This window comes from Flavobacteriales bacterium (assembly GCA_025210805.1).
Taxonomy (GTDB): domain Bacteria; phylum Bacteroidota; class Bacteroidia; order Flavobacteriales; family CAJXXR01; genus JAOAQX01.
On sequence record JAOAQX010000023.1, the window covers coordinates 282126 to 296113 of the forward strand.

The following is a 13988-nucleotide window of genomic DNA, read 5'->3' on the forward strand; positions in this document are numbered from 1 at the left end:
TTTTTTTTGCGTGTCAAATAATAAATAACGTTTAAACCTAATAATCATTTACTTTATCGAAAAGTATTTGACGTTCAAAAAATAATAATTTATTTATGCACAACCTTATTACTCAAATAAAGAATTGTTATGAAAAAAGCTTATGCAATAATACTTCTGTTTATATTCAATTTAAATCTAAATGCTCAAATAGGTATTGGAACTTCAACACCACATTCATCAGCAAAATTAGATGTAACTTCCACCACACGTGGATTTTTACCAACTAGAATGACAACTGCTCAAAGAGACCTCATTAATTCGCCAGCTAGAGGACTTGTCATATTCAATATAACAACGAGATGCTTAGAATTCAATAGGAGCTCGAACCCGAACCTTCCAGACTGGGTTAACGTTTGTGGTAATCTTCGAAGTTTTAATAATTGTTCCGTTGCAAATGCTGGAGCGCTACGTGTTGGTGTTCAAGCAACGAATATCACTCAAACAATTTCCGCAACATTTACAAGTACCGGTGCAGAAAGTATTACAACAGATACGGTAAATGGTGTCTTTTTTAGATATTCTGGAAATGTAAATTCAGGAACACATAATATAGTTCTAACCGCTGTAGGAACTCCTACTACTTCTGGTAATCATACTTATACCATTAGAAAAGATGGAAATACTTGTTCCTTTTCTGCAACTGTATTAAACCCACTACCCTGTACTACACCAACACCAACAATAACAGGTGCAACGAGTGTCGTTACGGGTAGCTCGATAAACTTATCAGTAGCTCCAAATAACTATGCAAATTATGTATGGAGCATACAATCAGGTTCAGGAACATTAAATACAACAACAGGAACCACTGTAACTCTAACACCAACAAATGGTGCAACAGGAAACATTGTAGTACGTGTAGTTGCTACAGGTAATACACCACAACCATGTACTCCTACCACTGGGCAAGATTTACACACCGTTACCATTTCTCCACCACCACCCTGTACAACACCAACACCAACAATAACAGGTGCAACAAGTGTCGTTACGGGTAGCTCGATAAACTTATCTGTATCGCCAAATAACTATGCAAATTATGTATGGAGCATACAATCAGGTTCAGGAACATTAAATACAACAACAGGAACCACGGTAACCCTAACACCAACAAATGGTGCAACAGGAAACATTGTAGTGCGTGTAGTTGCTACTGGTAATACACCACAACCATGTACTCCTACCACTGGGCAAGATTTACACACCGTTACCATTTCTCAACCACTAACCTTAACAGCTTCTGGAAACACCTGTGTATCTGGAGGACAAACTAATTACGAGAAAGCGTACAACTGGTCTGCTAGTGACGTTACTGGTGCAGGAGCAAATACTGTTACATTCACAAATGTATCGGTTACCCATCAATTCAACAGTTCTTGGACACAATCTTGGACTAGAGTTGTTCCACCAAATGGAACTTATCAAGTAACTATCGTAGCAATGTCTGCAACTACAATAACTAATAATGCTAATTATGCATTAAGAGTAATTCATGGTGCTAGAGTTTTCCATACTTTGGCAGCCAATGCTGGAATAACACAATCACAGTTACCTTTTACGTTGAATAACAATGTTACATTTACAGCCCCTGGACTGACAGGACATTCAAATCTTTTTGATCTTGCATTTCATGCAGAAGCAGGAGGAAACCAAACTGCCTGTTGGAATTATAATATTCGATTTACAAAAGTGAACTAAATCAACAAACAATATCCCCTATTTGTCCTAAGATAAATAGGGGATATATTTTTTTAAAACCGCTTTTATCTATCTTTATGCCAACCAAGCATTAAACATCCAAAGCGCTTTTTCTTGTTCTCCGATAAAATCACTCATCATAGAATTTGTACCTTCGTCTTCACTCTCATCACTAAGATCTAATAAGTCTTTTTCTTGAGCCAAAAGCGTTTCTAAAGAAAATATTACTTCATGAACTATTTTCTCATCCTTAGAGATATTTTTTACAGCTGTAACTTCTGCTTTTTCAAGGTAATCCTCAAAATGATGTATGGGTCTGCCTCCGAGTGTGAGAATTCTTTCTGCTATTAGATCAATTTTATCCTGAGCATCAAGGTACATTTCTTCGAATTTCACATGTAATTCAAAAAAACTTTTTCCTTTTATATTCCAATGAAAACCTCTTAAATTTTGATAAAAAATTTGATAAGAAGCTAATAGTTTGTTTAATTTTTTCGTGGTCTTCGTAGTTTTCATAATCGTATTTTGTTTAATGATAGTGCAAAGATATTATTACAATTAACTATCAGAATACAATTCTTATCAATAAAAACTATAAAGATATAGAGAGGTAGAATTTAAAATGGGATATCTTCTCCATCTTGAGGTCGAGCACCATCCATAAGACCTGCGGAAATATCACCTTCCTGACTATTCAATTTTGAACTAAACTCTGCCGTAAAATCATCCTCTTCCTCAAGGTTGTCAAATTTAGCAAACTGTCCTTCAAATTTTAGACGAATATTTTCAAGACCTCCATTACGGTGTTTTGCAACAATAAACTCCGCTTGACCGATACAAGATGTCCCTTCATCATCATCCCAAGTATCTTGTTTATAGTATTCGGGTCTATAAATAAAGGATACAATATCGGCATCTTGCTCAATTGCTCCAGATTCTCTAAGATCGGATAATAATGGTCTTTTAGAACCTGTTCTTGTTTCTACGGCTCTTGATAACTGAGAAAGTGCGATTACAGGAACATTCAATTCTTTTGCAATCCCTTTTAGAGAACGAGAAATTGTAGAAATCTCTTGTTCACGATTTCCTCCCTTCCCTCCTGCTGTCATCAGCTGAAGATAATCGATAATAATGATTCGAACATCGTGTTGAGAAACAAGTCTTCTACATTTTGCTCTTAAATCGAAAATAGAAATCCCTGGGGTATCATCAATAAAAATTGGCGCTTTTTCTAGTGCTTTCACCTTGGTCATGAGCTGTTGCCATTCATGATCTTCAAGGTTTCCTTTTCTTAATTTTTCTGAAGTAAGTCCTGTTTCTGCAGAAATCAAACGAGTAATAAGCTGTACAGAAGACATCTCTAAAGAGAAAAAGGCGATACCGAAATGTCTATCCACGGCCATATTTCTTGCCATAGAAAGAACAAATGCGGTTTTTCCCATTCCAGGACGGGCTGCCAAAATAATTAAATCTGAGGGTTGCCAACCTGCAGTAAGTTTATCAAGTTTAAGAAAACCTGTAGGAACCCCACTTAAACCTTCTTGGTTTGCTATTTCTGCTATCTTTTTGATCGCTTGCCTTACCAAATCTTGTGCAGACTCAAAGCTTTTTTTAATATTCCCATTGGCAACTTCATATAGTTTGCTTTCGGCTGTATCCAATAGCTCAATAACATCTGTTTTTTCATCAAAAGCATCTGTAATTATTTCACTTGAAATATGGATCAATCTTCTTTGTAAATATTTCTGAAGTATGATTCTTGCATGGTATTCAATATGTGCTGACGAAGTGACTTTCTGAGTCAAATCCATTAGGTAAATTTCTCCCCCTACAGTATCGATTTCTCCTTTTTTACGAATAGACTCAGAAATTGTGAGAATATCAATGGGTTGAGAATCACCAAACAACTCTGTTATAGTTTCATAGATTATTTGATGTTTTTGATCATAAAAAGCCTCAGAACGAAGAATATCTACGACTTCATTAAGAGCTTCTTTATCAATCATAATCGCTCCTAGCACTGCCTTTTCCATTTCCAAAGCTTGAGGAGGTAACTTTCCTTTAACTAATTGAAAATCGGTAGCATCTAGTTGCTGTTGATAGCTTATATTATTGGATTTTTTTTCTAATTCAGACATAAAAACAAAGGTAATTCATTTTTATTAATTCTTACAGAAAGGTGCATAAAGGAAATGGAAGATTTAAAACATTTTTTCTATTTCTTTTTGGCAAAAAAAAGAAAAAAGAACGCAAAATAAACCGTACCCCACTGTCTAAGAAGTATGCTCTCTGTAAACATTGTGGTGGCAATCAAAAAAATGATCCAAAATGCCGCTTTATCTGTTTGCTTTAGACTAAAACGCAAGGCAAAAATAATGGACAAAATAAGAGGGATAAAACCAAATAATCCTACTGTTGCAAGAGTTTGGATATACTGAGAATGATAATTCAAATTTAAGGAGCCATAAGTGACATTTTTATTATCTAACCAAAAATACAAGTCTCTTTTTTTTGCTTTTTGTGTGAGTACCTGCTGCTCATCACCTAAACCAAATCCGAATAGAATTTGATCCTTAATTAAGGCGTAGGAATCTTGCCATATATAAAATCTTGGATTAGAGCTTGTATAATATGTTTCATCAAAAATGGAGTGTATTTCATCTTTAGTTTCATGAAATTTATACAAAATAGGCTGTCGATTGAAAAAAAGTAATAATAAAGCAACGAATATAAAGCTTAAAGAATATTTCCATTTTTTCACAAAAACATGTCTTCTTTTATAAAATTGAAATAAAGAATAGATTAATATGAATAAGAAATGAATTCTAGATGAGATTAATAGAATTGCTGTTAAAAAGAACATTACTACAATTCCCAATAATAATTTTTGCCACCGTATGTTTGTTCTCTTTAAAAAGGAAATTGCAATAATTAAAGCAGTACATATATAGGTAGATAAATAGTGTTTGATGCCTTTTCCTAAAACAGAATCCCCCTTTTTTAAGCTTAATTCCACCTTATCGAAAAATGATAAAAACAAATCATAAACAACTGGTAAAAATAATATTACTAAAAAAAAGAGCTTTAAATTTGTTATCTTCTTTTCATTAAAATTTGTAGTTCCCCAAACGCCTGCAAACAAAAAAATGGAGGTAAGAAGCGTTAAAAGCCTACCATATTCTTTTGTATTTTCTACCCAAAAAATACTGAGCGCCTGAAAAAGCAAAAATATTAGAATATAGAAATGTGGTTTATTTGCTCTTAATAAAACCCATTTTTCATTATAATTTGGTTTTAAAAGCCAAAAGAATGAAACCAATGAAATACCAAGCGTGAGCAAAATCTTTGTAAAATCTTGATAAACAAGACCAAATAAAAAAATAAAGGAAGAATAATAAATGAGCGAATCAAATGGTAAACTTCTATAAAAACTCTTAAGTTTTTTTTCTTGAGGCATATTTTAAATAATAAAAAATCTCGTTAGTATATAACCAACGAGATTTCAAAAAAAATATTATCGTTTTGAACTTTTTTACAGTTATTGGATCACAATTTCTTTGTTAAAAGATCCTTTACCGTTTGACACATTCAAGATATAAAGTCCTGAAGCAACTCCCGAAAGATCAAAATCAACATTGTTTTCACCCTCTTGGTTTGTTGCAACTTTTGTCATCACAATTCTCCCCGCAGCATCCATAATCATATAGTTAATTCTAGATGATTCTTTAGATTGATAACGCAATCTTATGTGTCCATCTTCTGATGGATTAGGAAAAACGGTTGTTTCTGTTGCAATTTCATATTCATCTACAGATACTTTATCATCTGTTTTCATAATGATTGTACCTGGAAACTCTGTGAGCTGAGATTTTAATTGGTCATAAGTAAAAGTTCCCAAATTTGTTACTGCTTCAAGATCTAGTTTTAATTCATATTGAGAGTTTTTATTCACACCAGAATTCGCCGTTCCCTGGATCACAATACACCCTTTTGCTCCACCTAGAATCACACAATCTGCTTGATCACAAGCATAAGTCAGACCTGCTGGTAGACCATTAATTCCCTTAACTTTCACACTTGTAATGTTCAAAACTTGAACGCTTGCTGGAATTGCCAATTGAAATACGGCTTCATAGTTTCCACTACTTAATGTTGGTAAAAATGCAGTATCTCCAGACATTGTAGTTCCTGCAGGAACTGATAAAGCATCATTGTTCGTTGCATCAACTGTACATTGTGCTTGAGCATTTAATCCAAAAGTGAAAATACTCAATAAAAATAATAGTTTTTTCATGACAAATGTGTTTAGTTCTTTCAAAGATATGCCTTTAGGCTTAGAAAGAGTTCGTTTCTATCTGTTTTTTTACCTTTTGTGCCAGCAAAAATAATACCGCCATTCTCACAGCCACTCCATTTTCCACTTGTTCCAATATGATTGATTGATCACAATCAGCTACTTCTGAGCTAATTTCCACTCCCCTATTTATAGGGCCTGGGTGCATCACCACAATTTTTTTAGGCAAGCCGTCCAAAATTTCTTTAGTGAGTCCATAAAGCTGCGTATATTCTCTTAAAGATGGGAAATAATTCACTTCCATTCTTTCTAATTGAATTCTTAGCATATTGGCAATATCACACCACTCCAAAGCTTTTTGAAGATTGTGTTCAACTTTTACTCCCAATTTTTCTATATGTTTTGGAATTAATGTTGTGGGACCACATACCATCACCTCTGCTCCTAATTTTTGCAAACAAAGAATATTTGATAAAGCCACACGAGAATGTTTGATATCCCCAACAATTACTACTTTTTTCCCTTCAATATTATCGGCTCCTAAAGCTTGTTTCATTGAAAAACTATCAAGCAGCGCTTGTGTAGGATGCTCATGTGCTCCATCACCTGCATTCACAACGGCCGCATCAATATTTTCTGATAAAAATTTTGCCGCACCAGGATGTGGGTGTCGCATCACGACCATATCCACTTTCATTGCCAAAATATTATTAACAGTATCCATCAAGGTTTCTCCTTTTTTTACAGAAGAACTGGCTGCTGAAAAGTTGATCACATCTGCTGAAAGTCTTTTCTCTGCTAATTCAAAGGATAATTTCGTTCTTGTAGAATTTTCAAAAAATAAATTGGCAATAGTAATATCCCTTAAAGAAGGTACCTTTTTAATAGGACGATTGATTTGTTCTTTAAAAGTCTTTGCTGTTTGGTGAATTAAATCGATATCCTCTCGAGTCAACTCTTTGATTCCCGTTACGTGATTTACACTCAAATTACTCATGACCTTTGCTAATTAGGGTTACTAAATCTTCTCCTCCTTGTTCTTTCCAGCTTACTTTAACTTTTTCAGATTTAATGGCATCTACCTCTTTTCCTATATATTTTGCTACAATAGGTAACTCCTTGCTAAACCGACGATTTATTAACGTAAGTAATTCTATTTGAGCAGCTCTTCCAAAAGTATTTATAGCAGAAAGTGCAGACCTCACACTCCTTCCTGAATATAGTACATCGTCAATAAAAATTACATTTTTATTCTCTACCACAAAATTGATTTCTGTCTGGTTTGGAACCAATAATTCTTCCCTACGCCTAAAATCATCTCTAAAAAAAGTAATATCTAGTTTACCGTAAGTAAAATGATCTTTTCCTGTTATTTCTTTCAGTTTTTTGATAATTCTGTCTGCAAAAAACACTCCTCTAGGCTGTAAACCTACAAAACAAGTATTTTCAAAATCTTGATGAACCTCAATAAGTTGCCAACACAATCGTGTGATAATGATATCAATTTCTTGACTGTTGAGCAAAATCTTTTCTTGAATCATATTCGCTTTGCTTATAAATTAGCTAAATTCCGTCTGGATAATTTTTAATACCCCATGACTGTCAAAATTACAACATTAAGAGATTGGAAAAAAAGATTCCAAAAAGAATTAGCAAGTATTTATGATTCTTTGGAGTTAAATAGTTTATTTTCAATACTCATTTCCGATCGATATTCCCATAACCATGCGCATTTATTATATATAGATGATCCTATTCAAAACACACACTTAGATCAGCTTGAAAAGGATCTAAAAAGACTTAAAGCCAATGAGCCTATTCAACATATTTTGGGCTATGCTTATTTTGATGATCTAAAAATAGCCGTTAATTCCCATGTTCTTGTGCCAAGGCAAGAAACGGAAGAACTTGTGGATTGGATTTCTCAAAACCTTCAACCTAACAATAAAGTCCTTGATTTATGTACAGGTTCTGGTTGTATTGCTCTGGCCCTTAAAAACAGAAAAGAACAAATAAATGTTTTAGGAATAGACTTAAGTAATCCTGCCTTAGAAATTGCCAAACAAAATGCCGAAAACTTAAAACTCTCGGTAACTTTTATACAAGAAAATGTGCTTGAAACATGGAATATAGGGAAAGAACAGTTTGATATCATTGTGAGTAATCCTCCTTATATTCCCATCAAAGAAAAAGAAGAAATACATGCCAATGTTAAGGATTTTGACCCTGAAATGGCGCTTTTTGTCCCTGATGAAACACCCCTACTTTTTTATAAAAAAATTGCCATTCAATCATTGGATTATTTAAAAGAAAATGGACTTCTTTTTTTCGAAATTCATAAAGATTTCGGTCAAGAAACTGTAGCTTTACTTGCAGATTTAGGATATAAAGATATCGAACTTAGAAAAGACCTAAATGGTCTTGATAGAATGATTAAAGCCAAAAAATAATGAATAAGAAAAAAGTCCATTTTATAGCCATTGGTGGTGCTGCCATGCATAATCTAGCATTAGAACTACATCATAACGATTATATGGTATCGGGTTCTGATGATCAAATATTTGATCCCTCGAAATCTCGTCTTCAAAAAGCGGGTATTTTCCCAAAAAAATTAGGTTGGCACGAGGACAATATTACCGAAGATCTTGATTTTGTCATTTTAGGAATGCATGCAAAACCTGATAATATTGAGCTTAAAAAAGCACAAAAATTGGGTCTTGAAATTTTTTCTTATCCAGAATTTCTCTTTCAAGTACACAAAAACAAAAAGCGTGTAGTTATTGGCGGAAGTCATGGAAAAACGACCACAACCTCAATGATTCTTCACGTTCTTCAAGATGTTCTTGGGAAAGATTCTATAGATTTTATGGTAGGTGCTCAGCTGAGTAATTTTGATAGAATGGTTAAAATAAGTCCCAATGCAGAATGGGTGATTTTAGAAGGAGATGAATATTTAAGTTCCCCTATTGACCGAAGATCAAAATTTCTCTGGTATCAACCTGATATTGCTGTACTCACAGGTATTGCATGGGATCATATTAATGTTTTTCCCACTTTTGAATCCTATCTAGAAACTTTTAGGGCATTTATTAGAAGTATCAAAAAAGGTGGCGTACTCATTTATGATAAAAAGGATGAAACACTCACTAAAATTGTAAAAGAAACAGCAAAAGACATTATTTGCATTCCCTACGAACTCCCTAATTACGATATAGTTGATGGAAAAACGATCATAAAACAAAATGAAGATCTAGTTCCTGTTCATTTTTTTGGGAAACATAATTTAAGTAACTATTTAGCGGCTCATGAGGTATTGAAAAATATGAATTTAAGCGAAAAGCAAATTCATCTGAGCATTCAAAACTTTATGGGTGCCGATAAAAGATTGATGAAAATTTATGAAGACAAAAGTACTTTTGTTTTTAGAGACTTTGCTCATTCACCCTCAAAGGTAATGGCATGTGTAAAAGCAGTAAATGAACAGTTTGAAAATTTTGATATCAAAATATTTTTAGAATTACATACCTACTCTAGCCTTACAAAACAATTTATTCCTCATTATAAAAACAGCCTACTGGGAACCGATAAACCTCATTTATTTTTTAGTAAAAAAGCACTAGAAATTAAAAAGATGGAACCTTTAAAGGATGAATTTGTTCGAGAGGCGTTCAATCAAGAAGATCTTATTATTTATCATGAAGCGAAAGAACTCGAGCAGAAGATCATTAGCCATAGAAAACAACAAGAAAAAGCCACCGTTTACCTCTTTATGAGCTCAGGAAACTATGGCGGAATTAACTTAATGGAAGTTTTTAACTAAAAAAATAATGGCAACTGCTTTAAAAGATTTATATACCCAAGATTTTATTGAGAATTTGGCTTCGCCTATCCAAAGGGTTCAACCAGATTTTGATTTTCAATCTTTTTCTGAGAGTGTTTTTGATAAAAATTGGAAATCCTTTGAACTAAAAGATAGAATGTCTTGGATTTCTGTTTGTTTACACAAAGGACTTCCTAAACATTGGGATTTTTCAAAACACTTAAACTTCTTAGTGGAATTCACCCACGAAATTGCAAAAACAGCTCCATCTGGCTTGAATTTTCTTTATATGTTTTTACCCGTTTATATAGAAAAAAATGGCACTAAAAATCTCAAAGAATCTCTTTTAGCAATTGAAAAAATAACCCAATTTACCAGTTGCGAATTTACCGTAAGACCCTTACTAATTGCTCATCCCAATTTGGTTTTAGAAAGCATGAAAAACTGGTCTCAACACCCACACCCAATGGTCAGGCGTTTAGCAAGTGAAGGATGCCGGCTCTATCTACCTTGGGGAAAAAAAGTTCCCATTTTATTTGAAGAAACAGACTCTATCCTATTGATTTTAAATCAACTAATTAATGACTCACATGAGTCTATTAGGAAATCTGTCTCCAATAGTTTGAATGACTTGTCTAAGTTCAATAAAAACAAAGCAATCTTATTTACCAAGACTTGGATTAACAAAAACGAAACGATTAACAAGACACTTAAACACGGCTGTAGGACACTCCTAAAACTAGGAGATTCTCAGATTATGCCTCTCTTTGGCTACGCCTCTGCAGAACAAACAAAAATGGAAAACTTCGTGTTAAAAGAAGGAAGTATAAAAATTGGCGAAAAACTTTCTTTTTCCTTTACCCTAAAAAATATTTCGGAAGAAAAAATTCTTACCAGAATAGAATATTGTATCTATTTTTTAAGAAAAAATGGAACTTATCACAAAAAAGTTTTTAAAATCTCAGAAAAAATTACTTTACCATTACAACAAGTTTTTGTTAAAAAAAATCACGACTTTAAAATCATCAGCACAAGAAAATACTACGGAGGAGTTCATAGTATTGGTATCATAATAAATGGTTCTGAACAACTTAAAGAGTCATTTATTTTATCAAAACAATAAATTAATTTAACAAAATACTTGTCAGATTTAAAAAAAAATGTATAAAATTGAAATTCAAAATGTAAAAAAAAGAAACTCACAACTTTCACAAAAATCATACCAAAATATATAATATGAGACAACTTAAAATCACAAAACAGGTTACAAACAGAGAAACTGCTTCTCTAGATAAATATTTACAAGAAATAGGAAAAGTGGATCTTATATCCGCCGAAGAAGAAGTAGAACTTGCTCAAAGAATTAAAGCTGGAGATAAGGTGGCTTTGGAAAAACTCACTAAGGCAAATTTGAGATTTGTGGTTTCTGTTGCCAAGCAATATCAAAACCAAGGACTTTCTTTACCCGATTTGATTAACGAAGGGAATGTAGGATTGATTAAGGCCGCCAAAAGATTTGACGAAACAAGAGGTTTTAAATTTATTTCTTATGCCGTATGGTGGATTCGTCAATCTATTCTACAAGCCTTAGCGGAGCAATCTAGAATTGTTCGTTTGCCTCTCAATAAAATTGGATCAATAAACAAAGTAAATAAAAAATTTAACGAACTTGAACAAACCTACGAAAGAGAACCCTCTGCCCTAGAAATTGCCGAAAGTATTGATATGACAGAAAGAGAAGTAAAAGAATTTCAAAGAAATTCTAGTCGTCATATCTCTATGGATGCCCCCCTTGTGGAAGGTGAAGAATCAAGCTTGTATGATGTAGTTAAAAGTTCCGAAAGCCCGAACCCCGATAGAGAATTACTCCTCGAATCTTTGCGTACAGAAATTGAAAGAGCCTTGGTAACCCTACAACCCAGAGAAGCTGATATCGTAAGACTCTACTTTGGATTACACCTAGAACATCCCATGACCCTTGAGGAAATAGGAGAAAGATTTGATTTAACAAGAGAACGCGTTAGACAAATAAAAGAAAAAGCCATAAAAAGACTCAAACATAGCTCTAGATGTAAAATTCTTAAAACTTATTTGGGGTAGTTTTTTTTGGAGGGTAGAAAGCTTAGTATTTGAATACTATTTGAGCTGAAGAAAGTATTGTTATATACTATAAAATACGAGATTTAGTTATCTATTTTTAGTAAATCAAACGACAAGCAATATTAAAATACTTAACGAGATTGTGAGAAAAATTAATTCATCACCAAGCTTATCGATAATTGCCATTCTTTTTTTTACTTTTTTTTCTTCCTGCAATCGGTATTGGACTTGTGTTGAAGATAATGGGAAATATGTTTGGAAAAAAGAAAAAAATGAAAAAAGTATTTCTACTCGTGAAATAGAATCGGATAAATGTAAATTCTTAAAGAAAAACACAATGAATGTGTTTAAATTGGATAAATTTAATGTGTACAACTATGATTCTATTAGAATTTATATTCAAGAACAAGATTCTCTATTAAATAGATTAACAATTGAAGGATTTATACAAGGGCAATATTTTTTTCCCAATTATAGATCATATAGTTGTAATTCAATAAAGTGGGTCAAACCTACAAAAACCAATCATAATGATTGGACTGGTTATCATATTTTTATAGGTAATATCAAAGAAATTGAAAACATTAAAACACCTCGAAAAGTTCGAAGAAATTGGAAATTATTTAGAGGATGGAAATTTAATTATGAATGTTTAGGACAGGAGTATATTAATCCAAGTGTTTTTAGCATAGAAATTGTAAACACCGCATATAAGATGGAACAAAAAGATATAAAACTAAAAGAGTTTCTTCAAGGAGCACAAACAAATTCTTTTTATCAATCAGGTGTTGAAATATAAGGAATCGATAATGAAACTAATAACCAACAGTTTATATATTTATGAATAAGACATACAACATTCTTGTTAATGAACTTCTAATTGGAAAAACGGAATTAGAAAAAGCAGATGCACCAATGGGTGTTGTATATGGATTTATTGAATTTTATGAAATCAAATCGCCTTATCTTTTCTTTAGAGATTTATGTTTTGAAAATAATATTACAATAAATACTGACGACCCAGAATTTGAGTTTATTGACACTCAAATTATACCTGAATTAAAAGTATTTAGAAACGATGGACTAGAAATAAAAGGAATTATTGGAAATGCAATTACGGGTATGAAAGATGAAGGATATGAAATCTCAATTCTAGGAATTCCATATCCATTTTATCAAGATGAGTTCCCTCATCATACTAGAAAGTATGAAAATACATTTAAGAAAGATCAAGCTAATTAAAAGTCCATACTTGTCAAAACACACAATAAACATTCTAATTATTGAACTGTGAAAACAATATTCATCTTGTCCCGCGAGTAAAGTTGATATTATACCTGAGCCTGAATATAAATTAAAATTCATTTATAAAGGAAATACAACAGAAATCAAGTGGACAAGTAATACTGTTCATTTAGAAACTGAAAAAGCTTTCAATCTTATGAAGATTATTAAGTTAATTGATCATTTTATTTTCACCTCATCTGAATTTAGAGACTTACCAAAATGTAAATACGAATGGCTTTGAAAAAACACACATTCTGCATAAGAAAAAATGAATTTATAAGTAGATCAGGATATTGTATTCGGAAAATACAATTTATTCGTTAAATTTGAGAATACGTGTTATTTAAGAAATATATATCTTATGAATCAAAATATAGCATAATTAACAGCAATGTACATTCTTAAAAACCAACACAACCATAACAAATTAACATCAAAAACAGAATAATATGAGCTTTGGAGGACATGTAATTGATATGATAAACCGAATGAAAGCAAACCGGGCTCAACGTCCGTCAAATCGGTCTAAATTCAAAGAGAATAACCGTTCTGGGATTTACAATGAAAAAACAGAACGCTTACAATTCAAAACCGTATCTGAAAAAGAACTTACTGAAATAAAGAAACAAATTCGTTTACGTGCAAAAGCTGAAAAAAGAAAGGAATTGATCATTTATGGAATTGTCATTGCCAGTTTTGTGATCATTACGTTTGTACTCCTAAAATGATTACAAAATTGTTGAAACA

14 protein-coding genes are annotated in these 13988 nt (G+C 32.6%); 8 read left to right on the forward strand and 6 right to left on the reverse strand.

Translation table 11 applies throughout. The annotated features are described in order from the left end of the window. Positions 1–129: 129 nt before the first annotated feature. Positions 130–1740 (forward strand): hypothetical protein, encoded by a 1611-nt coding sequence (locus N4A45_09265; GenBank protein MCT4665406.1) that lies wholly within the window; start codon positions 130–132, stop codon positions 1738–1740. A 75-nt stretch (positions 1741–1815) separates the two neighbouring features. Here N4A45_09265 and N4A45_09270 read toward each other — a convergent pair whose 3' ends face one another. The 6 genes from N4A45_09270 to pyrR all read right to left on the reverse strand — a co-directional run bounded on the left by N4A45_09270 (position 1816) and on the right by pyrR (position 7572). Further along, a complete protein-coding gene (locus tag N4A45_09270) occupies positions 1816–2256 on the reverse strand; it encodes a DNA starvation/stationary phase protection protein (GenBank protein ID MCT4665407.1) in 441 nt (146 codons plus the stop codon). A 101-nt stretch (positions 2257–2357) separates the two neighbouring features. Further along, positions 2358–3878 carry a replicative DNA helicase gene (gene dnaB, locus N4A45_09275; protein MCT4665408.1) on the reverse strand — a complete coding sequence of 507 codons (1521 nt, stop codon included), beginning with the start codon at positions 3876–3878 and terminating at the stop codon, positions 2358–2360. 77 nt (positions 3879–3955) lie between these two features. Beyond that, positions 3956–5197, reverse strand: coding sequence for an O-antigen ligase family protein (locus N4A45_09280; GenBank protein MCT4665409.1), 1242 nt, complete (start codon positions 5195–5197; stop codon positions 3956–3958). 81 nt (positions 5198–5278) lie between these two features. After that, entirely contained in the window at positions 5279–6034 is a 756-nt protein-coding gene (locus tag N4A45_09285; GenBank protein MCT4665410.1) for a T9SS type A sorting domain-containing protein, read from the reverse strand. A gap of 40 nt (positions 6035–6074) precedes the next feature. Beyond that, positions 6075–7031: an aspartate carbamoyltransferase catalytic subunit gene (locus tag N4A45_09290; protein ID MCT4665411.1), complete on the reverse strand. Its 957-nt coding sequence runs from the start codon at positions 7029–7031 to the stop codon at positions 6075–6077. Next, on the reverse strand, positions 7024–7572 hold the full coding sequence (pyrR, locus tag N4A45_09295; GenBank protein MCT4665412.1) for a bifunctional pyr operon transcriptional regulator/uracil phosphoribosyltransferase PyrR: 549 nt from the start codon (positions 7570–7572) through the stop codon (positions 7024–7026). The genes N4A45_09290 and pyrR overlap by 8 nt, the downstream gene beginning before the upstream one ends. A 57-nt stretch (positions 7573–7629) precedes the next feature. On the opposite strand from pyrR, the gene prmC reads away from it, so the two are divergent. The 7 genes from prmC (at position 7630) to N4A45_09330 (ending at position 13969) form a co-directional block, all read left to right on the forward strand. Further along, positions 7630–8484 (forward strand): peptide chain release factor N(5)-glutamine methyltransferase, encoded by an 855-nt coding sequence (gene prmC / locus N4A45_09300; GenBank protein MCT4665413.1) that lies wholly within the window; start codon positions 7630–7632, stop codon positions 8482–8484. Beyond that, positions 8484–9854 (forward strand): Mur ligase family protein, encoded by a 1371-nt coding sequence (locus N4A45_09305; GenBank protein MCT4665414.1) that lies wholly within the window; start codon positions 8484–8486, stop codon positions 9852–9854. Before prmC ends, N4A45_09305 begins: the two co-directional genes overlap by 1 nt. A 7-nt stretch (positions 9855–9861) precedes the next feature. Beyond that, a complete protein-coding gene (locus N4A45_09310) occupies positions 9862–10977 on the forward strand; it encodes a DNA alkylation repair protein (GenBank protein ID MCT4665415.1) in 1116 nt (371 codons plus the stop codon). Between the two features lie 113 nt (positions 10978–11090). After that, the gene (locus N4A45_09315) at positions 11091–11954 is read left to right on the forward strand and encodes an RNA polymerase sigma factor RpoD/SigA (protein MCT4665416.1); all 864 of its coding nucleotides are present in this window, start codon (positions 11091–11093) and stop codon (positions 11952–11954) included. Between the two features lie 142 nt (positions 11955–12096). Further along, complete coding sequence (locus N4A45_09320) at positions 12097–12753, forward strand: hypothetical protein (GenBank protein ID MCT4665417.1); 657 nt, start codon at positions 12097–12099, stop codon at positions 12751–12753. Positions 12754–12794: 41 nt separating this feature from the next. Further along, positions 12795–13196 (forward strand): hypothetical protein, encoded by a 402-nt coding sequence (locus N4A45_09325; GenBank protein ID MCT4665418.1) that lies wholly within the window; start codon positions 12795–12797, stop codon positions 13194–13196. A gap of 494 nt (positions 13197–13690) precedes the next feature. Further along, positions 13691–13969 carry a hypothetical protein gene (locus N4A45_09330; GenBank protein MCT4665419.1) on the forward strand — a complete coding sequence of 93 codons (279 nt, stop codon included), beginning with the start codon at positions 13691–13693 and terminating at the stop codon, positions 13967–13969. Positions 13970–13988 lie beyond the last annotated feature (19 nt).

Bases quoted from the DNA above. Each gene is read 5' to 3' on its own strand.
- N4A45_09265 (MCT4665406.1), top strand. From the start codon at position 130: ATGAAAAAAGCTTATGCAATAATACTTCTGTTTATATTCAATTTAAAT.
- N4A45_09270 (MCT4665407.1), bottom strand. From the start codon at position 2,256: ATGAAAACTACGAAGACCACGAAAAAATTAAACAAACTATTAGCTTCT.
- dnaB (MCT4665408.1), bottom strand. From the start codon at position 3,878: ATGTCTGAATTAGAAAAAAAATCCAATAATATAAGCTATCAACAGCAA.
- N4A45_09280 (MCT4665409.1), bottom strand. From the start codon at position 5,197: ATGCCTCAAGAAAAAAAACTTAAGAGTTTTTATAGAAGTTTACCATTT.
- N4A45_09285 (MCT4665410.1), bottom strand. From the start codon at position 6,034: ATGAAAAAACTATTATTTTTATTGAGTATTTTCACTTTTGGATTAAAT.
- N4A45_09290 (MCT4665411.1), bottom strand. From the start codon at position 7,031: ATGAGTAATTTGAGTGTAAATCACGTAACGGGAATCAAAGAGTTGACT.
- prmC (MCT4665413.1), top strand. From the start codon at position 7,630: ATGACTGTCAAAATTACAACATTAAGAGATTGGAAAAAAAGATTCCAA.
- N4A45_09305 (MCT4665414.1), top strand. From the start codon at position 8,484: ATGAATAAGAAAAAAGTCCATTTTATAGCCATTGGTGGTGCTGCCATG.
- N4A45_09310 (MCT4665415.1), top strand. From the start codon at position 9,862: ATGGCAACTGCTTTAAAAGATTTATATACCCAAGATTTTATTGAGAAT.
- N4A45_09315 (MCT4665416.1), top strand. From the start codon at position 11,091: ATGAGACAACTTAAAATCACAAAACAGGTTACAAACAGAGAAACTGCT.
- N4A45_09325 (MCT4665418.1), top strand. From the start codon at position 12,795: ATGAATAAGACATACAACATTCTTGTTAATGAACTTCTAATTGGAAAA.
- N4A45_09330 (MCT4665419.1), top strand. From the start codon at position 13,691: ATGAGCTTTGGAGGACATGTAATTGATATGATAAACCGAATGAAAGCA.